General features: G+C 60.5%; 22 protein-coding genes. 4 read left to right on the forward strand and 18 right to left on the reverse strand.

Translation table 11 applies throughout. The annotated features are described in order from the left end of the window. Positions 1–177: 177 nt before the first annotated feature. From PA598K_RS15635 to PA598K_RS15650, 4 genes are read right to left on the reverse strand one after another with little or no spacing between them, the layout of a single operon-like run. Positions 178–1,323: an ABC transporter permease gene (locus PA598K_RS15635; RefSeq protein WP_128657863.1), complete on the reverse strand. Its 1,146-nt coding sequence runs from the start codon at positions 1,321–1,323 to the stop codon at positions 178–180. Positions 1,324–1,345: 22 nt separating this feature from the next. Further along, positions 1,346–2,275, reverse strand: coding sequence for an ABC transporter ATP-binding protein (locus PA598K_RS15640; RefSeq protein WP_128657864.1), 930 nt, complete (start codon positions 2,273–2,275; stop codon positions 1,346–1,348). 13 nt (positions 2,276–2,288) lie between these two features. Continuing rightward, positions 2,289–2,693: a DUF3021 domain-containing protein gene (locus tag PA598K_RS15645; protein ID WP_128657865.1), complete on the reverse strand. Its 405-nt coding sequence runs from the start codon at positions 2,691–2,693 to the stop codon at positions 2,289–2,291. Then, the gene (locus PA598K_RS15650; protein ID WP_128657866.1) at positions 2,686–3,150 is read right to left on the reverse strand and encodes a LytTR family DNA-binding domain-containing protein; all 465 of its coding nucleotides are present in this window, start codon (positions 3,148–3,150) and stop codon (positions 2,686–2,688) included. The genes PA598K_RS15645 and PA598K_RS15650 overlap by 8 nt, the downstream gene beginning before the upstream one ends. A 244-nt stretch (positions 3,151–3,394) precedes the next feature. Between PA598K_RS15650 and PA598K_RS15655 the strand changes: the two genes are divergently transcribed. Together PA598K_RS15655 and PA598K_RS15660 are read left to right on the forward strand one after the other, a co-directional pair. Further along, on the forward strand, positions 3,395–4,387 hold the full coding sequence (locus PA598K_RS15655; RefSeq protein WP_128657867.1) for an ATP-binding cassette domain-containing protein: 993 nt from the start codon (positions 3,395–3,397) through the stop codon (positions 4,385–4,387). Next, entirely contained in the window at positions 4,368–5,192 is an 825-nt protein-coding gene (locus PA598K_RS15660; RefSeq protein WP_128657868.1) for an ABC transporter permease, read from the forward strand. The genes PA598K_RS15655 and PA598K_RS15660 overlap by 20 nt, the downstream gene beginning before the upstream one ends. Before the next feature lie 19 nt (positions 5,193–5,211). On the opposite strand, the gene PA598K_RS37995 is transcribed toward PA598K_RS15660, so the two are convergent. Then, the gene (locus PA598K_RS37995) at positions 5,212–6,591 is read right to left on the reverse strand and encodes an SEC-C metal-binding domain-containing protein (protein WP_260405435.1); all 1,380 of its coding nucleotides are present in this window, start codon (positions 6,589–6,591) and stop codon (positions 5,212–5,214) included. 414 nt (positions 6,592–7,005) lie between these two features. On the opposite strand from PA598K_RS37995, the gene PA598K_RS15670 reads away from it, so the two are divergent. Both PA598K_RS15670 and PA598K_RS15675 read left to right on the forward strand, forming a co-directional pair. Beyond that, entirely contained in the window at positions 7,006–7,551 is a 546-nt protein-coding gene (locus PA598K_RS15670; protein ID WP_185602008.1) for a DoxX family membrane protein, read from the forward strand. Between the two features lie 128 nt (positions 7,552–7,679). Continuing rightward, complete coding sequence (locus PA598K_RS15675) at positions 7,680–8,447, forward strand: AAA family ATPase (RefSeq protein ID WP_128657898.1); 768 nt, start codon at positions 7,680–7,682, stop codon at positions 8,445–8,447. A 65-nt stretch (positions 8,448–8,512) separates the two neighbouring features. Here PA598K_RS15675 and PA598K_RS15680 read toward each other — a convergent pair whose 3' ends face one another. The 13 genes from PA598K_RS15680 to PA598K_RS15740 are packed head-to-tail and all read right to left on the reverse strand — an operon-like array spanning position 8,513 to position 21,264. Continuing rightward, positions 8,513–9,385 carry a VOC family protein gene (locus PA598K_RS15680; protein ID WP_128657869.1) on the reverse strand — a complete coding sequence of 291 codons (873 nt, stop codon included), beginning with the start codon at positions 9,383–9,385 and terminating at the stop codon, positions 8,513–8,515. A 28-nt stretch (positions 9,386–9,413) separates the two neighbouring features. Next, positions 9,414–10,250, reverse strand: coding sequence for a BtpA/SgcQ family protein (locus PA598K_RS15685; RefSeq protein WP_128657870.1), 837 nt, complete (start codon positions 10,248–10,250; stop codon positions 9,414–9,416). 18 nt (positions 10,251–10,268) lie between these two features. Beyond that, on the reverse strand, positions 10,269–11,042 hold the full coding sequence (locus PA598K_RS15690; protein ID WP_185602009.1) for an HAD family hydrolase: 774 nt from the start codon (positions 11,040–11,042) through the stop codon (positions 10,269–10,271). 28 nt (positions 11,043–11,070) lie between these two features. Continuing rightward, positions 11,071–12,684, reverse strand: a complete 1,614-nt coding sequence (locus PA598K_RS15695) for a gamma-glutamyltransferase family protein (protein ID WP_128657872.1) — start codon at positions 12,682–12,684, stop codon at positions 11,071–11,073. A 44-nt stretch (positions 12,685–12,728) separates the two neighbouring features. After that, positions 12,729–13,511 (reverse strand): SDR family NAD(P)-dependent oxidoreductase, encoded by a 783-nt coding sequence (locus PA598K_RS15700; protein ID WP_128657873.1) that lies wholly within the window; start codon positions 13,509–13,511, stop codon positions 12,729–12,731. Beyond that, a complete protein-coding gene (locus tag PA598K_RS15705; protein WP_128657874.1) occupies positions 13,508–15,055 on the reverse strand; it encodes an FGGY-family carbohydrate kinase in 1,548 nt (515 codons plus the stop codon). Before PA598K_RS15705 ends, PA598K_RS15700 begins: the two co-directional genes overlap by 4 nt. A gap of 33 nt (positions 15,056–15,088) precedes the next feature. Next, positions 15,089–16,405, reverse strand: a complete 1,317-nt coding sequence (locus PA598K_RS15710; RefSeq protein ID WP_128657875.1) for a Rieske 2Fe-2S domain-containing protein — start codon at positions 16,403–16,405, stop codon at positions 15,089–15,091. Between the two features lie 44 nt (positions 16,406–16,449). Beyond that, the gene (locus PA598K_RS15715; protein ID WP_128657876.1) at positions 16,450–17,397 is read right to left on the reverse strand and encodes an acetamidase/formamidase family protein; all 948 of its coding nucleotides are present in this window, start codon (positions 17,395–17,397) and stop codon (positions 16,450–16,452) included. Between the two features lie 30 nt (positions 17,398–17,427). Next, entirely contained in the window at positions 17,428–18,471 is a 1,044-nt protein-coding gene (locus PA598K_RS15720) for an ABC transporter substrate-binding protein (RefSeq protein ID WP_185602010.1), read from the reverse strand. 40 nt (positions 18,472–18,511) lie between these two features. After that, positions 18,512–19,285: an ABC transporter permease gene (locus PA598K_RS15725; protein WP_185602011.1), complete on the reverse strand. Its 774-nt coding sequence runs from the start codon at positions 19,283–19,285 to the stop codon at positions 18,512–18,514. A gap of 5 nt (positions 19,286–19,290) precedes the next feature. Continuing rightward, a complete protein-coding gene (locus PA598K_RS15730; protein ID WP_128657879.1) occupies positions 19,291–20,058 on the reverse strand; it encodes an ABC transporter permease in 768 nt (255 codons plus the stop codon). After that, complete coding sequence (locus tag PA598K_RS15735) at positions 20,055–20,882, reverse strand: ABC transporter ATP-binding protein (protein ID WP_128657880.1); 828 nt, start codon at positions 20,880–20,882, stop codon at positions 20,055–20,057. The genes PA598K_RS15730 and PA598K_RS15735 overlap by 4 nt, the downstream gene beginning before the upstream one ends. Before the next feature lie 25 nt (positions 20,883–20,907). Then, complete coding sequence (locus PA598K_RS15740; RefSeq protein ID WP_128657881.1) at positions 20,908–21,264, reverse strand: Rieske (2Fe-2S) protein; 357 nt, start codon at positions 21,262–21,264, stop codon at positions 20,908–20,910. Positions 21,265–21,305: the final 41 nt, after the last annotated feature.

Raw genomic sequence — 21,305 nt, forward strand, 5'->3', positions numbered from 1 at the left:
TAGAGGTATTATTGCAGTTACGCAAACCCAGCGACCGTATTAGAATCGCACCTACGCAGGCCATATGCGCGAATCGAGAATGGAGCGAGAACTAGATGCTAGCCGACCACCGTGCTCCCAGCGCGCTACCCACGCTTAGCCCCCAGCTAACGCTTAGCTACCAGCAAGCTCCCCCCATTAGCCGACAGCTCGCCGGGCAAAGCGGCCAAACGCGGCCACGGCCAGCGCCAGACCAAGGCTCCCGCAGCCGAGCAGGACGAGCAGGTTGGCCCAGATGTCGCCGAGACCGGCGCCGCGCAGCAGCACGTCCTGCATTCCTTGCTGCGCCCAGAATTGCGGCGTGAAGCGGCCAAGCGTCTGCACGAATGCCGGCAGCATATCGAACGGGAACCACAGTCCGCCGAGGATCGCGCCGCCCAGCGCGATCACCTGGACCAAGCCGATCGCCATATTCTCGCTGCTCGCTACCATCGATAGCAACAAGCCCAGGCCGGTGACGCAGATTGCCAACGCCAGCACGACCGCCGCTACAGCGGGCAGACTGCCGAGCTCCAGCCCGTAGACGATCCGGCCAAAGGCGAGCAACACTGCCGCCTGGATGGAGACGATCACAATATGCGGGATCCACATCCCAGTCAGATAGTGATACGGCTTCATCGTCGTCCCTTGCAGGCGCGAGAGCATGCCGGAGCGGCGGTCCTTGAGGAATCTCGTCGTCATCGAGATCATCGCATAGAAGGCGAACATAACCGTATAGCCCGGCACGATCTGCGCGATCGTATCGCTCTGCGCCGCCTGCTCGCGGATCTCTCGGATCGCAAGTGGCGACGCCAGCAACGACTCGAGCTCATCCGCTGGCACGACCTGCGTCAGCACCGACCGCAACTGCTCCTCCTGATAGCGTCCGGCTATGCCCTCCAGCACGCCGAGCACGGGACCCGCCGCCGCATCCTGCATCGCGTCTCGGTGCAGCTCGATCTCCGCTTGCTGACCGCTCTCAAGCCGCGCCCCGTACCCCTCCGGGATGACGAGCAGCATCGTCTTGCGTCCTTCGGCGATCTGGGCCAGCTGCGCCTCGAGGGAGCGATCCGCATCCGACTCCAGGGCGAAGCCGTCGATCCCCTCCAAGGTCGCGAGGAGCTGCTGCGACGCCTCCGACTTGTCGGCATCATAGTAAGGCACAGTGTAGCTCGGCGTCCCCGCGCTGCTGAAGATCGACGCGAAGATGACGATAAAGACGATCGGCAGCCCCAGCAGCCAGAAGAATATCGACTTGTCTCGCAGCAGCAGGGCAATCTCCTTGCTTGCTATCGTCCGAATCATACGCTCCTCCCCTTCCTCTTGCTCATGCGCCATCCCGGAGCTGTGTCCCGGTCAGCTTCAGAAATACGCTCTCGAGCGAGGGCTGCTGCAGCTCCAGCGCCTGGACGCGCTTGCCCTGCTCAGCCAATCGCGCCGCCAGCTGCGCCATGATCGCGACCGGCTCCTCGCTCTGCAAGAGCCAGCCTCGCCCCTTGGCGGCGATCTCGCCGACTCCGGGCAGCGCAGCAGGCGCCTGCTCCAGCCCGTCCGCCTCGACATAGATCGTACGCGAGGCATGCTGGTCCAGCAATCCTCGCAGGCTGTCCTGGGCGATCACGCGGCCGTGGTCGATGATCGCCACATCGTCGCACAGCGCCTCCACCTCCTCCATGTAGTGCGTGGAGTATATAATCGTCGTGCCTTGCGACCGCAGCTCCCGGATCATCTCGAAGATCAGATGGCGCGATTGCGGGTCGATGCCGACGGTCGGCTCATCGAGGATGACAAGCCGAGGCCGATGCAACAGCGCCCCGAGCAGATTGACCCGGCGCTTCATGCCGCCCGAGTATGTGCCGACCCGGTCCCGAGTCCGCTCGGAGAGCCCGACCTGCGCCAGCCCCTCGTCGAGTCGCCGCTGCAGCTCGGCACCGCGTACGCCCTGCATCTGCCCGAGGAATCTCAGATTCTGGACTGCGCTCAGCTCATCATGCAGCGTGATCTCCTGCGGCACATAGCCGACCTGGCTGCGGATCGCATCGATCTGCTGAGCGTTGTCGTGGCCGAATACTCGGATGCTGCCTCGATCCGGCTTCAGGATCCCGGTGATCAGCTTCATCATCGTCGACTTCCCCGCGCCGTTCGGTCCGAGCAAGCCGAAGCAGACGCCCTCCCGTACCTGAAGATCAGCCTCCCTTAGCGCTTCGATGGAGCCGTAGGCTTTGACGACTTTCTCTGCTTCCAACAGAAACGTCATGGACAAGCCCTCCTTATTTTTTGTTCACGGAACGGTTCAGCTCGCGCTCCTGCCGTTTGAAATACCAGTTGAACCCGAACCAGAAGATCGTATAGTTGAGGGTGTAGAAGAGCAGGCCGAGCAACAACGACGGCAGCTCAAGCGGCACCCAGCCGGTCCAGCTGTTAACGGCGGCGAAGACAGCCAGCGTCAGGATGTAGTGGACGAGCAGCTGCCGGAGCGGACTCCATCGATCACACTGGAAGATATAAGAGCTCCAGGCATAGGTGACGCCCATAATCATGCTGCCGGCCATATGCTGCCAGATCAGCTTGACCGGCGCATCGATCTCTCCAAACATCAGCCCGGTCAATGCGACAAAAGTCAGGATAGCAGAGCAGCCCAAGCCGCCAAGCGTGCGCGCCAGTACATTAAGCATCGTCTCTGCCCCCTCCCCCGAGTATAAGTCGCTGCTTGAGCTCCGCTACGTAGCCCCGCGAGACATACTCCTTGCTCCCCGATTTGAAATGCACGCACAGATTGCCGTTGAACACCAGCTCGAAGCGGTCGATCTGATCGAGGTTGCCGATGACCGATTTGGAGAACCGCTGGAAGCGATATTCCTGCAGCAGCGCCTCCACCTCGTACAGCTTCATCTTCAGCTCGATCTGCCGCCCGTTGCGAACGGCGTACACCTTGCGCTGCTCGGCATACACGTAATCGAGCTCGGAGGGGTCCAGCAGGACCGAGCGCTCATCCTCGACGCCGACCAGCCGCTGCGGCTCCTGCGCTTGCAGACGCTTCATCAGCGCCGCCAGCTCCTCGCTCCACACCTTCGCCTGGATGATGATCGTCGGCTCGTCGTATTCATCGCTGATGTCGATCTTGATCTTCACCTACGGACCCCTCCTTCACTTCCTAAAGTATACATCCCTTGCTTGAGCTAGACCTCGTCCAGGGGATGAGATGCAGCCCGCGCTGCATAACCTGCGCTTATCTCCACTTAACCTGCAAGGGTGCTGCGAGCTGCGACGTCTCGCGTCACCTCTAGCCCCAATCCCGCAATCGAAAAGAATCCTCCGCCCCGACATATCGTATACTTGGAGATAGCATCCAATCTCAGCAAAACGGAGGGAACGCATGATAAAACAGACCACAGGGGAGCTCGCCATCGACGCGGTCGGACTGGTCAAGCGGTTCGGCGACCAGCAGGTCGTGGACGGCATCTCGCTCCAGGTAAAGCGAGGGACGATCTATGGCTTCCTCGGCCCCAACGGTGCGGGGAAGACGACGACTATCAAGATGCTGGCTACGCTGCTGCGGCCCGACGGCGGCACGGCGACAGTAATGGGGCATGATCTGCTGCAGGACGGGGACGGCGTGCGACAGTGCATCAGTCTGACCGGCCAGTTCGCCTCCGTCGACGAGGAGATGTCGGGGCGGGAAAATCTGATCCTGATCGGGCGGCTGGTCGGCTTCTCCCGACACGGGGCCAAGCAGCGCGCGACGGATCTGCTCCGCGCATTCCGGCTGGAGGAGGCGGCCGACCGTCAGGTCAAAAAATACTCTGGCGGCATGCGGCGTCGCATCGACATCGCCGCCAGCATCGTAACCGCCCCGGACCTGCTCTTCCTCGATGAACCGACGACCGGACTCGATCCGCGCAGCCGCAACCAGGTGTGGGATATTATCCGGGCGCTGGTGCTCAGCGGCACGACTGTATTCCTGACAACGCAATATCTGGAGGAGGCCGACCAGCTCGCCGACCGGATCGGCGTCATCGACCACGGTCGCCTGATCGCCGAGGGGACGAGCAGCGAGCTGAAGGCAATGGTCGGCGCCGGCCGCCTTACCGTCCATCTGCAAGTGGCCGGCGATCTGTCCACAGCGCGGCGCATCCTCGAGGAGACTACCGGTCAGCCAGTGGAGACGGACGAGCGGGCACAGCGACTGATCGCCCAGATCGCCGATCACGGCGAAGCCGCCGCCGCGCTTAGCCGTCTGGTGCTGGAGGGGCTGCCGATCAGCGATTTCTCGATGGGGCAGCCCAGTCTCGATGAGGTATTCCTGACGCTGACCGGCAAGCCCGCGCAAGAGGAAGGAGAGGAAGCCCATGCTGATCAAGCCGGATAATCAGGCCGATCTCGAGCAGGTGCTGTCGCTGCGGCAGCGGCCCACGCGGCCAAGCCCGCTCAGCGCCAGTCTGACGCTGGGTTGGCGGGCTCTATTGAAGATCAAGTATGTACCGGAGCAGTTGTTCGACGTCACCGCATTCCCCGTCATCTTCCTGCTCATGTTCACGTATCTGTTCGGCGGCGCAATCGCCGGATCGACCGGCGAATATCTCAATTTCGTCCTGCCCGGCATCCTCGTCATGACCGTATCGATGATCACGATGTATACCGGGACCGATCTGAACAAGGATATCCAGAAGGGCATCTTCGATCGCTTCCGCACCTTGCCCTTCTGGCGTCCGGCGGCGCTGGTAGGGGCGCTGCTGGTCGATATGGTCCGCTACCTGCTCGCCTCTGCGATCATGATCGGGCTCGGCTACGCGCTTGGCTTTCGTCCGGAGGGCGGCCTGAGCGGATTGCTCCTCGGTGTCGCCGTATTGCTCGCCTTTGCCTTCGGGCTCTCATGGATCTGGACGCTGCTCGGTCTGATCGTACGCTCGGAGAAGGCATTGATGGGCATCAGCATGATGGTGCTGTTCCCGCTAACCTTCCTCAGCAGCGTCTTCGTCGACACCTCGACGATGCCCGGCTGGCTGCAGACGGTCGTCGATCTTAATCCGGTCACCTTTGCAGTCAATGCGGTGCGCGGTCTCGCCCACGGCACGGTCGCCGGAGGCGAAGTGATGATCGTGCTCGCCATCGCCGCCGGGCTGGTCGCCATCTTCGCGCCGCTGACCATGTACGCCTACAACAACAAGCGATAGCGCCGGTCGGTATTACGTGCTAGGTCAGGTCTGCCAGCAGCTTGGTCAGCTTGGGCTGCAGCGTCCATAGATGATAGTTCGCTCGAGCATAATAGACCGCCTCCCGCTGGTCGCCGGGACTGATGTAGTCTGGCGATTGTTGCGGGATCTTCTTGTTGCCCAGCAGATAGGCCGGTATGAAGCGGTTGGCCTCCAAAGCCTTGCGCAGCAAGCTCTTGATACGCGCCGGGGACTTGCCCAGCCCATGCTCGGCGAGGACGCGACTGTAGGCAAACCAGGCGCTCGCATCCCCTTCGAATCTGCTGAGGAGTTGCATTGCCTCTTCATAGTCATGTACTTCCAGATAGGCCAGCAGCAGCAGATCTCGCACACCTTGGTTGTCGGAGGGGTTAAGCGCGAGCATCTCCTCGTAATGGCGGATCGCTTCCTCCAGGTTCAGAAGCGAGGCGCAAGTCTGAGCATAGGCGAGCTTGGCCCGCATGTAGGGCCTCGTCTCGTGAGCCAGCCAAAAATGACCTTTCAGCTCTTCGAAGTCTGCCTGACCCAGCTGGCGCTCTGCGGCCAGCATGCCCTCACGGTAGTAATAAGCGGCAACCCGCAGGTTAGGGGCCATCTCTCCGAGCAAGGTATACGCCTCAGCTGCATCGGGATCGGCCTCGATGGCCCGCCTGGCCAGATCAAACCGCTTGCCAGGATTCTCCTCGGCGAGCGCTTGCTCCAGCAGGCTTGCTCCTCGTTTGCCTTTGACGGAAGACCTTGCTTTAGGCCTCACATCTGGCAGGTTGCCGTCTAGGAAAAGCTGCTGTACGAAAGCCTTTGCCTCTTCCTCCGTTTCAAACTCATGGTCAGCGATCACCTCTTGAATTGCGCTCACTTGCATCTGCAGCTCCTGCAAGGCCTCCGACAAGTCAGGCTCGCTAGCTGAGCTCTGTCGGAATAGTTGACTGTCATCCTGTTGATTATAATACTCGGATAATTGATCGGTTTTGCTCGAGATCGTAGGTGCAGAGACGCCATATTGCTTCGCTAGCACCGTTTGAGGGACGTAATTTTGGGTCAGCTCGCACAGCATATATTCCAGCGCAGCCGCGAAGGCGCCCGTTTTACGTATGACAGGCTCCGTGTTCGAGGCAAAGCTGTGCCAGAACCGTACAATCTGGGCTATCTCCTCCTCCTCGTAGCGGCCCGTTGCATGGCTTTCAAAAGTTTCGGCCACCTGCTGATGGAGCGGGCTGGCCCACACGAGCTCCTGGCGCAGTACGGTTTCCGGGTCCGGCCCGGATGTAGCCTGCGGCGCGAGACGCGCAATGTTATTGGTCTCGTCGGCTTCAAGGCAACATTTTTTATACTTTTTGCCGCTCCCGCAATGACACGGATCGTTGCGACCTAATTTGTGCATATGATCGACCTCACTATCTATAAGATTCAGATTAGGTACTAGGGGGTTGTCCTTTGCCTCATTATACCCTTCTCCCCGACCAACGTAAAAGGCGCAAGGCTTTTTCAAAAAATATCGAGCATGTGATTTAAATCACATACCTGCCTTTTGGGGTGCGTTATACTGAGGTCAGAAAGAAGACGAAGCAGCAAGAAACAACCACACAGCGTAACAAACATCACCAACTGCTTCGTTGCAATAGCATAAGGGAGAGTGAAGGTCATGAAGAACTGGTGGAAACATCGCCCGCCTGATCGGTCCCGTTCCTGTACCAGACTTTGTGATTAAATTCACGAATCATTCAGGAAACGTACCGAATGTTGAAGGATAAAAAGCTACACCCAATAAAAAACTATGAAATCGGGAGTGAGTATCATGATGAAACTTTGGAGAAACAACACATGGGCAGCCGGTATCCTGACAGTAATCCGTCTCGTACTTGGATATGCTTGGCTGACTGCCGGATGGCACAAAATTACCGGTGGCTTCGACGCCGGAGGCTTCCTGAACAACGCCATCGCCAACCCGGTCCTGGATAAAGCTACTGGAGAAGCCGTCTACCCGACCTTCCACGCCTTCCTTGAAAATTTCGCACTGCCAAACATCAAGCTGATCAACGTCATGATTCCTTGGGGCGAATTGCTCGTCGGACTCGGATTGATCCTCGGCACACTGACCGTTACCGCTGCCTTCTTCGGACTGATGATGAACTTCATGTTCCTCTTCGCCGGTACGGTAAGCACCAACCCTTGGCTGGTTCTGCTCGGTGTCCTCGTCCTCGTCGGCGGCGCCAATGCCGGACGCTTCGGACTTGACAGATACGTCCTGCCGCTGCTGCACAAAGGCACTGATCGCTTGTTCCACCGCAAAGACCGCAACACCGGCGCAGGCGCCGGACCGGTCATCCCGCAAGAGCATTAATTAACTATTAACTAAGAAGGTCGCCCAGCAGGGCGGCTTTCTTTTTGTCAGGAGCACCTAAAGTCATCTACTACCCGCGTGCTATACTAGAGGGAATAAGGAAATCTACACCGAAGGAGAGATCGATGATGTCTTTGTATGAGCATGCCGGCTATGTATCCCGAGTAGAGCTGCTGCGGGAGCAGGTGCCGTCCTTTCGGAGTTACCCTTTCCATCTGGATGCCGTGCGTGAGCTGGACACGCTGACGCTTCATCCCAAGGTGACGTTTCTGGTCGGTGAGAACGGCACGGGCAAATCGACGCTCATCGAAGCGATCGCCGTGGCGCTCGGCTTCAACCCGGAGGGCGGTACGAGCAACTTTACATTTGAAACGGCCCGCACGCATTCACAACTGAGTGAGTATTTGCGGCCCGTGCGGGGTCCGAGACGGCCGAAGGACGGCTTTTTCTTCCGGGCGGAGAGCTATTATAATCTGGCCACGAATATTGAGGAGCTGGACCGGCAAGCCGCGTGTGCGCCGAAGATTATCGAGTCCTATGGCGGACGTTCGTTGCACGAGCAGTCGCATGGCGAATCGTTCTTCGCCACCTTCCTGCACCGGTTTGGCGGCAGAGGCCTTTATATACTGGACGAGCCCGAGGCTGCGCTGTCTCCCTCCCGACAGATGGCCATGCTGGCGCGCATGCACCAGCTCGTCGGACAGCAGTCGCAGTTCCTCATCGCCACCCACTCCCCGATCCTGATGGCTTACCCGGACGCCTGGATCTATCAGCTGGACGGAGACGGCATCCGCCGCGTAGCCTGGCAGGAAACGGAGCACTATATCGTCACCAAGCAGTTCATGAACAACAGCAAGCGTATGCTGGGCGAGTTGTTGGCGGGGGAGGATAGCTGAAAACAACTCCACAAAACAAAGACCCAGGCCGTACCGGATATCGGCACAGCCTGGCTCTTGTGTTATTACAATACCGGACACGTCGTCAAGCGTACGCCGATGCCGCTCGGGTCGCGGAAATACCAGCCATCGCCCTTGGTCTCCACCGCAATGCCCGCCGCCTCCAGCCAGAGTAGGAGATTCTCGATGTGGCGAACATCCGGATTGACGATGGTATAGCTCGCGAGCCCCGGGGCCATCTCCGGCGTCGGCGACGCGCCCTCTCCGGCCCATGTGTTGAGGCCGAGATGGTGGTGGTAGCCGCCCGCGGCCACGAAGAGCGCCGAGGGGCCATAGCGCAGCTTCACACTGAAGCCCAGCAGCCCGCAATAGAAACGCTCTGCCTCCGCGAGGTTCCGCACATGCAGATGTACATGCCCCATCCGGGTACCCGCCGGCATGCCGTTCCATTCCCGACCCTCAGCCTCGCGGAGCAGCCCATGCGCATCCAACGCGTCCGCGCTCATGTAGATCTGACCGCCCGCAAGTTGGGTCCATTGCTCCATCGGGCGGTCCCAATAGACCTCAATCCCGTTGTGGTCGGGATCAGACAGATAGAGCGCCTCGCTCACATCATGGTCTGCGGAGCCGAGCTGAACCCTGCACTCTGCCAGCTGCCGGAGTACGAGCCCCAGGTCGCTGCGGGTCGGCACCAGCAGCGCAAAATGATACAAACCGCTGGTTGAACGCGGCCGCACCTGCACCGCATCCTTGATCTCCTCCAGCACGATCAGCGGATGAATACCATCCACCGTCAGCCGCGTCAAGCCATGGTACCGGTTGAGCACGCGCAGCCCCAATACCTCGGTATAGAACGCCTCGGACCGCGCCATATCACTCACCCGCAGCTGCACAGAGCCCACCTCGGTTCCTGCATGCGTCCGAGGCTTCATCGCCATCGCGGGACCGCCTCCTGCCGCGCCCATCTTAAGGCAAGGCCGGGGCCAGCGTCATGGCCGAGCCGCGAAAGCCCTTAACCTTATCCATGAACGCCTTGACCCGCTTTTCGTCGACCGCATTTTCGAACACGCCATCCTTCTTGAACGTGGTCCCCACGACCGCGCCATCCGCAACCGACAGCTGGGTCTCCACATTATCCAGTCGCATGCCCGTGTTGGCGAGCACAACCGTCTGCGGCACCGTATCCTTCACCCGCTTGAGCAGCTGCGTATCTGTCTCGGCGCCGGCGATCAGGCCGGAGACACAGAGGGCATCGGGCCGATTATTGAACACCGTCGAGCGGGCAATGCTCTCAATATCCCGGTGCGCCAAGTATTGGGCCGCCTCAGGGACGATATTGAAGAGCAGCTTGACGTTAGAGGCGCCCAGCGCCTTCTGATGCCGGATCGTCTCGCCCACCTTCGTGTTCCACAAACCAAAATCACTGGCATAGACGCCTGTGAAAATCTCCCGTACGAACTGCGCGCCCGTAGCAGCTGCCAGATCCAGCGATTTCTTGGCATCCCACAGCACATTGACGCCATAGGGAATCCGGATATCCCGCATCAGCTCGCCGATGACGCGGGCCATCGCCGCCACCGTCTCGGTCCGAACATCGGTCAGATACGGTAGGCTGAATTCGTTGGAGAACATCACCGCATCGACGCCGCCATTTTGCAGAGCCAGCAGGTCGGCCCGGGCCGCCTCCACCACATAATCCATCCCCTTCGCTTCGTCGTAATGCGGATCACCCGGCAACGGCTGCAGATGACACATGGCGATGATTCCTTTGTCTACACCGACCAGCTCTTGTAACCAATTCATACGAATCTCTCCTTCTACTTAGATATGGACTGCTGCTGATTCAATGAGGATGTCGTCCAGCGACCCGACAATCACGCTCGCATAGGGCAACATCCGCTCCGCCATGCCCGGATCATCGGGAATCCCGATGCCTATGCTGCCCGCCGCGCTCGCCATCGCCACATCGACGAAGGAGTCGCCGATCATGGCAATCCGGGCCAGCGGTACGCCGGTCGTCCGCGAGATCAGCTCCAGCATATCGGGGTGGGGCTTGCCGCGCTCCACATCGACGGGTGTGACGATGCATGTCAGCCACTCGATCGGCACATGCCGACCAACCGAGCGGATCGTGCGGTCATAGTCATCCGAGGTGGCAATGCCAAACGGAATCGCCGCCCGCTGCAGCCGGCAAAAGATGTCGGGGAACCCCCGCTTCGGCTCCAGCGCCCCCTGCAGATCGAACTGCTCGTCGGACTGCCGGAAGGCCGCCGCCACCTGCTCTCGGGCGACACCCCAGTCCCCGCCAGCCGATACCTTGAGCAGCGAAGCGGTCACGATGATCTCCTCCTGGGGAGGCGCCAGGGCAAAGATCCCGCCGGGATCAATGTCGAGCGCCGTCAGACCCGTATGCGTGATGCCCATCAGCTCGCACCACTCAGTCAGTACCGCCTCCCCTAGCAGCGGCTGCAGCACGCGCATCCGCGCCTCGGCCAGGCGCTGCCAGAAATACCGGGCGTCAAAGAGCAGTCCATCCTTGTCGAAGACGACCAGATCAACCTCAAAGATCTGTTCCTTCATCCGTAGTACAGCCATGCTACCTTCTCCTTTCGCACCGTTGGCCTTACCACGTGGCCAGCACCCCGTCGGTGCGGGGATCGGTGCCCCCGCAGAGCACGCCGCTCTTCGGATCGCGCCAGATGATCTGACCCCGGCCGAATAGCCCAGCATGCTCGGAGACGACCAGCTCGTGGCCCCGGGCGCGCAGCGCCTCGGCCAGCTCCGCCGGGAACTCCGGCTCAATCAGCACCTGCCGGTCCTTCTCCCAGCGCCAACGCGGCGCATCGAGGGCGGCCTGAGGATTCAGTCCTTCCTCCAGCGTGTGCAGCAGCACCTGCAGATGGCCCTGCGGCTGCATGAAGGCTCCCATGACGCCGAACGGACCGATCGGCTGGCCGTCCTGCGAGAGGAAGCCGGGAATGATCGTATGATACGTCCGTTTGCCCGGCGCCAGGCAATTGGGGTGTCCTTCATCGAGAGTGAACGTGTGCCCCCGGTTATGCAGGCCGACACCGGTTTCCGGCACAACTAGGCCTGAGCCAAACTCCATATAGTTGCTCTGGATGTAAGAGACCATATTGCCTTCCCCATCCGCTGTCGCCAGATAGACCGTCCCGCCCCGAGGGACCGATCGCATCTCGGGCAGCAGCGCCTGCTCGCCGATGCGTGCAGCCTTCTCCGTAGCCCAGGCCTCCGAGAGCAGATGGCTCACTGTCTCCTCCGGCATCTGTGCTGGGTCGGTGATCGCCCACAGGCCATCCTCGAAGGCCAGCTTCATCGCCTCGATCCGCTGGTGACAGGCCGCTGCCGGATCGTCCGGCGGCTCGCCCAGCGCCTTGAGAATATTAAGCGACATCAGCGTTACAATGCCTTGGCCATTGGGCGGCAGCTCCCAGACCTCGCAATCGCGGTAACGGCTGCTGATCGGCGTCACCCACTCCGGCTGGAAGGCCGCCAGATCCGATTTGCGCAGGTAACCGCCATGCTCGCGAGAGAACGCATCGATCCGGTCAGCCAACTCGCCCTCGTAGAAATCCCTTGCCTGACTTCGCGCAATCCGCCGCAGCGTATCCGCATGACCCGGCGAAGCCCAGATTTCCCCAGGCTCCGGCGGCCTGCCGCCCGGCGCAAAGGTCTTGAACCAGGTAGCATACTGCTCGCCCTCGATGGCCTGTTCATATTCATAGAACGCCTTCTTCCAGAACTTGCTTGCGGTCGGCGATACGGCGTAGCCCTCCTCCGCATAACGGATGGCGGGCTCCAGCAGCTCATCGAAGGGCAGCCGCCCGAAGCGCTCGGAGAGCGCCGCCCAGGCAGCAGGCGCACCGGGCACTGTCACCGGCGTCCAGCCGTAGACCGGCATCTCGGTAAGCCCTTGCGCCCGCAGCTTGGCGGCGGAGATGCCCATCGGCGCCGGACCACTGGCGTTGAGGCCATGCAACTGGTCCTTCATCCAGACGAGGGCAAAGGCGTCGCCGCCGATGCCGTTGGAGCATGGCTCCACGACCGTCAGGCAAGCCGCCGTGGCGACGGCAGCGTCGACGGCGTTGCCGCCTTTCTTCAGCATATCCAGCCCGGCCTGCGCCGCCAGATGCTGAGAGGCAGCAACCATCCCGGAGCGGGCATAGAGCGTGGTGCGTTTAGATGCATGGGGGTACCGCGAAGCGTCTGTGTTCATCTCTTTCTCCTCTCTGGCCCGCTGAATCCGCCATCCCACTAGGGCTATAACAGATCTGCGCCGCCTGTGACGTCCAGTGCTTCGCCCGTAATGAAATCCGCGCCCGGTGAAGCGAGGAAGACGACAGCCTTGGCTACGTCCTCCGCCTCCTCCAGACGGCCGAGCGGCGTCATCCGAATGTACTCCTCGCGCACCGCCTCCGGCGTCATACCGCGCAACTCAGCCTCCCAGAGCAGCTCGCGGCTCTGCATCCCCGTGTTCACATAGCCGGGACAGACACAGTTGACTGTAATCCCATCCGGAGCCAGCTCAATCGCCGCACTCTTGGTGAAGCCTACCACCGCCCACTTGGATGCTGCATAGTGCGCCAGCAGCGGGACGCCGCGCTTGCCTGCCATGGAGGCGGTATTGACGATGCGGGAGGTCGGCTGCAGCTTCAGATAGGGGTAAGCCGCTTGCGTACAGAGGAAGATGCCCTTGATATTCACATCAAAATTAAAATCCCACTCCCGCTCCGTCAGGTTCTCGATGCGGTTCATGGTCGATACGCCCGCATTGTTGATCAGAATGTCCAACTGGCTGTACTCGGCATGAATGTCGCTGAATACCGCGCTCACATGATCCTTGTTCGTAACATCCAGCACACGCGACGTATGCGGTTTGTCTACCGGAGCAGCCAGCAGCATGACCGTCTCGCGCGCAGCATCCCCGTTCACGTCGGTTGCAATCACTGTCGCGCCTGCCTCTGCCAGATGAATGGCAATACTGCGGCCGATTCCGCTCCCCGCGCCGGTTACGACGGCCACCTGTCCGCCCAATGTCTTCATCCTCTATGTCCTCCTGTCATGAGCTCATGCTGCTCTTGGCTGTATAATGCATTCACACGGGCAAACTGCGGCTGCAGCTGCGGATATAGCTCCCGGTAGATTTGGTACGCCCGGTCGTAGATGCGGCGCTGCTCCTCCTGCGGCTCGTAGTCCCGATATTCCGTCAGGAAGCTGTCAATTTCGCGCCACTCCTCCATGAGCCCCACCGACTTGCCTGCCAGAAAAGCGACGCCCAGCGCCGACCCTGGGTGTGCCGGATAGGCGCGGATACGGACGCCCAGCACATCAGCTGCAATCTGGCACCAGAATTTGCTCTTGGCACCGCCATTGGTCGCCAGCACGCGCGTCGGCTCGCAGCCCAGCTCGCGGAGGACATCCAGATGATGGCGGAAGCCGTAGATGACCGCCTCCAGGATGGCCCGGAAGATGTGGCCTCTGCCATGCGATAACGTCAGGCCGAACAACACGCCCCGGGCCTCTGGGTCCAGAATCGGGGTCTTCTCGCCGAGAAAATACGGCAGGATGATCAAGCCGTCCGACCCCGCAGGGACCGCAGCCGCTTCCTGATCCAAGGTAGCGAATAGCTCCGGCGACGAATCCTGCAGCATTTCATTCGCATACCATTTCACGAGCGAGCCGCTGGAAGCCATACAGCCATTGAGCAGGTACGCCTCCGGAATGACGTGATAGTCAAAGAACAGCTGGGGGTCCGGACAAATCTCGTCCGTGCAGTAGAGGATATCTCCCGCACCGCCAAACTTGATCAGCAGCTCCCCGGGCTCGGTGATGCCCGCCGCCAGCGTCGAAGCCACATGGTCGGCACTGCCGGCAATAACCGGGATGCCTGCCGGAAGACCGGTAAGCGCCGACGCGTCTGCACTGATACTGCCGATCACCGATTGCGATTCATACACGGGCGGCAGCACGGTCTCCGGCAGACCCAGCATCGCAAGCGAATCGTCCAGCCAGCGCCGGCTGCGTATATCGTACATGCCGCTCTCAACCGCCCAATTAATCTCCAGCGCCGGAACGCCCGTCAGCTTGTAATTGATATAATCATACGAACCCATCACGGTAGCGATGCCACGCCAGACTTCAGGCTCATGCCGCTTCACCCACAGCATCCGCGGCAGCACATGCTGCTGATTCGTATATCCGCCCGTGCGCCGGAACAACGCGTCCTGATCCAGCGCCTCCGTCACCTCTGCAATCTCAGCGACTGCGCGGGCATCATTCTGCTGGATGGTCGGCCGCAGCGGCTCGCCTGCTTCGTCCAGCAGGACAATCGCCGGCACCATGCCGCTCACCCCCACTGCAACGATGCCGCCAGCTGCGTCAGGCACACGTTCATGCATATTGTGAAGACCCGTCAGCGTATTCTGCCACCACTCAGCGGCATCCTCCTCGGCCCAGCCAATCTGCGGCGAACGCAGCTGCTGCGCCACACTCGTCTGATAGACGATGCGATCCCGCGAGAGGAGAATAATTTTGACCCCGGTGGTTCCGATGTCGATCCCCAATGTATACGATGGCAGCTCGCCCACCTCGCCTTCTCTTGTTGATGCCGCGCCATGTCTCTATATTGTCTCTGCTACCGTGCTATCCTGCCCTGACTTGGCCTTCTCGCTCTTGACCGGAGCAAACGCCGGGTCCAGCGGGCAAGCTTCCTTCCACGGCACTCCCTTGGGCGCAATAACGCCTTCGCTGTAGATTTTGTCCATCGGGATGTCCGGGTCCAGCCCCAGCGGCTTCTCGCCTTGCTCCATCCGTTTGAGCGACCTCAGAATCATCCGTCGCAGCGCAATGACCCCAACATCGCTGGTCCCCAGATGCTCGCGGGAACGGTCGACGATCGGTCCCATGCTCTCGGTCACGGCGTGGTCCTGATTGCTGATGCCGACGATGCCGGAGAAATTGCCCGCCTTCATCATCTCCCGGTCTTGCTGGTAGTTGTTGCTCTTGTTATAGAGCTTGCGGTAATTCTCATCCACCCAGAGTCCGCGCCTCTCCTTCTGCGTGTCATGATTGAGCGGACGATCCAGGGTGAAGTGGATATCATAGGACCATGTCGTATGATCGTCGATCGGCACATAGGCGTGGAACAGATGATCCTCCTCCTTGACCCGCGGGGTGTAGGCGAAGCTCGGCATCAGAATCGGCGCCTCCAGGATGAACTGGTCCTCCTCCCCCGACTGCCCGACGAACATATTGCGGAAGCCGTAGGTGGTCGGTTCCACCGTCAACAGCGGGTTACGGGAGGTGACGAGCGGATGCGACGGATTGATGCCCAGCTCGGTGCTGAGCGCCCCCTCCTTCATGTCCTGCTCCTGCAAGGCCAGATGAGCAAAAGCGGCGTGCATATAATCGATCTCGTTCTCCCAAATCTGCAGATAGTTGCACTCCTGGTACACCTTGGCGACCATCCGGTGCGAATCGGGCAGCGAGGTCCAGATCAAGTTGGGAAACGGCGGCTGCTCCTCGGCGGGGCCCATGTACGTCCAGACCAGACCGCCCGCCTCATGGATCGGGTAGCTTTTCTGCTTGATCGTATCCTTGAATTTGCTGTAGTCAGGCTCCGAAGGCATATTCGTGCATGAGCCGTCCGTATCGAATGCCCAACCGTGGTAGATACAGGTCAGGCCACAATCGTCGTTGCGACCCAGCGCCAGCGAGGTACCCCGATGCGGACAAAATTCCCCCACCAGCCCAACCTTGCCCCCGCTGTTGCGAAAAGCAACCAGGCGCTCGCCGAGCAGCTTGACGGGCACCGGCGCCCCGCCGGGCTTAAGCTCCTCCGAGAGCAGCGCCGGCAGCCAGTAGCTGCGGAATAGCGCGCCCAGCGGCGTACCTGCCCCGACCTGGGTGATGCGCTCGTTATCTTTGTGTGACAGCATGTGTTCATCCCTCCATGGTGTTGGACATCTGCGTACGCCCGGGGTCAGTCGGCTTGCGCCGGACCGATCACCGACGTGTCGAGCATCCCGTGGACACCCTTGACGCCGTTGACAACCTGGGTAATATGAAAATCGGCGGCCAGACTGCACAGGCGGTACGCTTCCTTGTACGACAAGCCATATTGCGTCTCCAGCAGCTCAATCATGTGCCGGGTGGCGGCCACCAGCGCCCCTGTCAGACTCTCTTCCAGCCCCATGCTGATCAGGAGATGACCGCGTCTTGCATACGGCCAGCGCTGATCCGTGCCCTTCAGGAGCTCAAAGTGAAACTCCCCCTCCAGGGCGGTCTCAATCGCCGTTACGTCAATCTCGCCATCGCCCTGGGCGCCGTGCCCGTCGCCGGCATAGAAGAACGCTCCCTCCCGCATAACGGGCAGATACAGCGTCGTGCCTGCAATCAGCTGCTTGTTGTCGAGGTTGCCGCCGAAGCGGCCCGGCGTAATGCTCGATACCCGGCCCCAGCTCTCCGGCGGGGCTACGCCCATGATGCCGAAGAACGGGCGGGTCGGCAGCCGCAACCGGCCCAGCCGGGCCGTGCTGCGATCTTCGTTATAAGTAAGAATGGCGGTATCCGGTTCGTCAAACGCATGGTACAGCAGTCCTGACATCGGACCGATATAGTTAAAACCGTACGGCGCATCAATCTGAATCCGGTCCATGCGCACCACGAGGGTGTCCCCTGGCTCGGCGCCCTTCACTGCAACCGGCCCCGTCAGGATATGAACCCCGGCTCCCCGATCCGTCACGTGCTCATGGATGCTGCGCAGCTCCGGCGCAATCCAGGCAGCCGGCACGGGATCATCCGGTGAACCCGCGACCGAGCGGAGCACGAGCGAATCGCCAGGTTCAATCTCCAAGGCCGGCTCCTGCGCCCCGCCGACATAGCCCCAATGCACCGTTTCGGGCGAGGGATCCAAGCGATGTTTTGCCATCTGAGACGTCCCTCCTTGTCTGCTCTGCGGTTAGTCCGCGATTCGGCTGACGAATTCCTGATCCAGTACCTGGCTAATATCAATCTTCTCCGGTATGGCACCCGTTGAGGACAAAATCTCGTTGTAGTTCTCAATCTCATCGACGGCCGAATCGTCCATGAACACCTCCAGCCGGAGCTGGGCCAGCCGCTCGGCCATCTCTTCCTCCGTCAACTGGGTCGCGGCGCCAATGATCTTGCCCGCCTCCTCCGGATTCTCCTTCAGGAACGTCTGCGCCTGCTGCAGTGCGCGGATCAGCTTGCCGTAGGCGGCTGTGTACGCCTCATCCGACAGCGAGTCCTTCGAGACCAGCAGGTACGTTGTATTGGGGATGCCCAGCTCGCCGGAAGTAGTGATTAGCTTGACCTTGTCGCCGAGCGCCTTCACCGCATTGGCCGGGAACGGATCCCACAGCGCAAAGGCGTCGATATCGCCGCGCGCCATCAAGGCTACCATCTCCGCTGGTCCGGTCTGCGTCACACTGTAGTCATCCCGCGTCAGGCCGGCATCGGCCAGGTACATATTTTCGAGTACATACTGACTGACCGAGCCCGGTACGATCCCGATGCTCCGCCCCTTCAGATCCTCAGGCCCCTCGACGTCGCTGCTGACGACGATGCTGACCGCTTCGGGCTGCTGGCTTACTGCAGTCAGTCCGATGATGCCGCTATCGACGCCACGGATCGGGAACGTGTCCGCTGCCCCGAAGGCCACCTGGATCTGTCCAGCCTGCAGAGAGTCGACCGCCTCCGCGCCATTGGCGAACGAGACAATCTCATAATCCAGTCCCTGATCGGAGATAAAGCCCTGGTCATCCGCAATGAACAGCAGACCCGAGGAAGGGCCGGATTCCCGGGAGATTCGCAGCGACGGCAGCTCCACAGCAGGCTCTGTCCCGCCATTGTTCACTGTATTCGTGCCTTCAGACGATCCTTGCGTCGATCCTGAGCTGCCCGTGCTCGCGCTGTTGCCGCAAGCCGCCGCGACCAGACTCACTGCCATCACCATAACTGCAACGTACAGTTTGATTTTCATCCTGCTCATCTCTCCACTCTTTTTGTATGAGAAGCACCTATCACAGCTGATCGAGGAAATAGCGTCGGCCGATTCGCTTAATGGCCTGCCTGAACGTATAGTCAATCGCGATCCCGAGCAGTCCGACGAGAATCGTACCGACGAAGATTTGATCCATCCGCATATACACACTGCCATACTTGATGATGTAGCCGACCCCCGACGTGGCGTCCATCATCTCGGCCGTCACGATCGTCAGGAAGCTGTAGCTCATGCCGATCCGCGCCCCCGCCAGGATGCTTGGTACTGTGGAGGGGACAATAATCGTCCGGAACAATCGGAAGCCGCTGGCCCCCATCGCGCGGGCGGCCTGGATTTTCACCTCATCGATGCTCGCCACCCCGGTCATGATGTACAGGAATGATCCGAAGAAGGAAGCGTACGTCAGCAGGATCAGCTTGGACATCTCGCCCGTGCCGAACCAGAGAATGATCAGGCTGAGCCAGGCGACCGGCTCGACGAACCGGAGCGGGAACAACAGCGGCTGAATGCCTCGGCGCAGCCATCCGATCATACCGAGCGCCCAGCCGATGCAGGTGGCGAGCAGCAGACCAAGCAGCCATCCTGCGCAGAGCCGCAGCAGACTGACGCCCAGACTTTCAAATATTAGACCGTTCTGCAGCATTTGTACGAAGGCGTCCCACACCTGCACAGGCGGCGGCAGGAACAGGGACGGCACCACCTCCATCGCGGACATGGACGCCCAGAGAGCCAGCGCCGCCGCGAAGGGCAGCAGGATCAGCAAGGCTTGCATGCTTTTGGATTGCAGCTTCATCTCCATCACCCCCGCAACATAAATCGATAGCCAAAGATTCGAAACGCCCATCGCACCACCGTGTCCGCAAGCACGCCCATCAGCCCGAGGGTCAGCACGCCGAGCAAGGCCACATCCGTCTGATGCAGCACCCGGGCGCTCCAGATCATCTGACCGACACCTTCCTGGGCCGCCAGCGTCTCAATGCCGACAATACTCATGAAGGCAAAAGCGAGCGAGCCACGCATGCCCTTGAGCGCTTCCGGGATAACCGATGGGATGAGTACGCCCCAGAAGATCCGCAGCGGCCCCGCTCCCATGGAGCGGGCGGCCTGCAGCCGGGCAGGCGCTACGCGCTGCACCGCCTCGGCGATATTGATGGCGACGACAAGCGCCACCCCATAACCGATAATGAGAATTTTGATCGTCTCGCCTACGCCCAGCCAGATAACCAGAATCGGCACAAGCGCCACCGCCGGGATCACCCGGAAGAACTGCATCGGTGAATAGATGATCGTGCCAAACCACCGGTAACGCCCCATCACAATGCCTAGCACAAGCCCGAAGAGACTGCCCAGCCCCCAGCCCAACATGACGCGCTGGTAGCTGGCTCCGACGGTTACGAGATACTCGCGCGTTTGAATCTGTTCAAAGAATAACAGCAGGACCCGGATCGGACCCGGCAGAAAAGAAGGTCCGGACAGCCAGGCGGCAATCTGCCACAGGAGGAGGAAGCACAAGGTGCCAAGCAGACCGATCAGCCATCGCCAGCTTAAGGGCCGCCGCGAGGTCATAGGACATGCACACTGGCCTTGAAGGGATTGTCGATCTCATCCAACAGGCGGTTGTACAGATTGGCGAAGGGCTCTGTCATCCGCTCTCTTGGATAAGGGAGATCCACGGGAATATCAGCCTTGATATTGGGCTCGGGCGCCCGGGCCATGACGATGACACGATCCGCCAGCAGGAGCGCTTCCTGAATGTCATGCGTGATGAAAAGCACGGTTTTGCCGGCCTTGCGGCAAAGTGCAGAGAGCTCCTGCTGCAAATACGTGCGCGTCTGCGCATCTAACGCTGCGAATGGCTCATCCATGAGCAGAATGTCAGGATCGCCTGCCAGAACCCGGGCAATCTGCACCCGCTGCTTCATGCCGCCGGATAGCTCGCCGGGAAATTTGGCGCCGTGCTGCTCCAGGCCGACCTGCTTCATCCAATAGTGAATGCGCTCCTTCATCTCGGCCTTGGGCAGCCGCTTCATCTTCAAGCCATAGGCGATATTCTCTTCCACCGTCAGCCACGGGAACAAGGCCGTATCGCTCTGGAACACAACTCCCCGCTCCGGGCCAGGTCCCTTGATCGCCTTGCCATTCATCCGGATCTCACCCTCGCTCGGCTCCTCGAAGCCCGCGACCATGTTCATCAGCGTTGTTTTGCCGCAGCCGCTTGGACCGAGCACGCAGAGAAAGCCGCCCCGCTCCAGCTTCAGATTCACTTCCCGAACGACCTTCACTTTCTCCTTGGTATGCCGTTGATATTCCTTGCCGATATTGACGAATTCCAGTGCGGTCTCCCGCGCCTCCGGGATGGAAGGCAGGTGTTTGGCAGCCATCGCAGACATGGTATCTCTCTCCTTTTGAGTCAGATTAACAATGAAGTACCACATACCCATCCTCTACCGTCACCTCGTAATGCTTCACCCGGCTCTGCCGGTCCGCGACCAGCGCATCGCCACTGGTGACATCGAACTCCCACCTATGCCAGGGGCAGCGAAGAATCTCGCCTTTGCGCCCATAGTCATATTCCCCCACGCAAGAAGGAAGATTGGTCCCCGTTAGCTCCCCGTCGGACAACCGGGCCCCCTGATGCGGGCAGACATCCCGCAGAGCCTGGTAACTGCCGTCCGGGGTCCGCACCAGCACAAAAGCTCGTTTGCCGACTTCCACACAACGCTTGCTCCCTGGGTTCATCTCCTCTTCCCTGCACACGATATGCTTCTTCACCTGCGGCTTCCTCCTTTTCAAACACGCTAAGCCCAATCCTC

Origin of the sequence: Paenibacillus sp. 598K (genome assembly GCF_003851045.1) — a bacterium.
Classification (GTDB): domain Bacteria; phylum Bacillota; class Bacilli; order Paenibacillales; family Paenibacillaceae; genus Paenibacillus_D.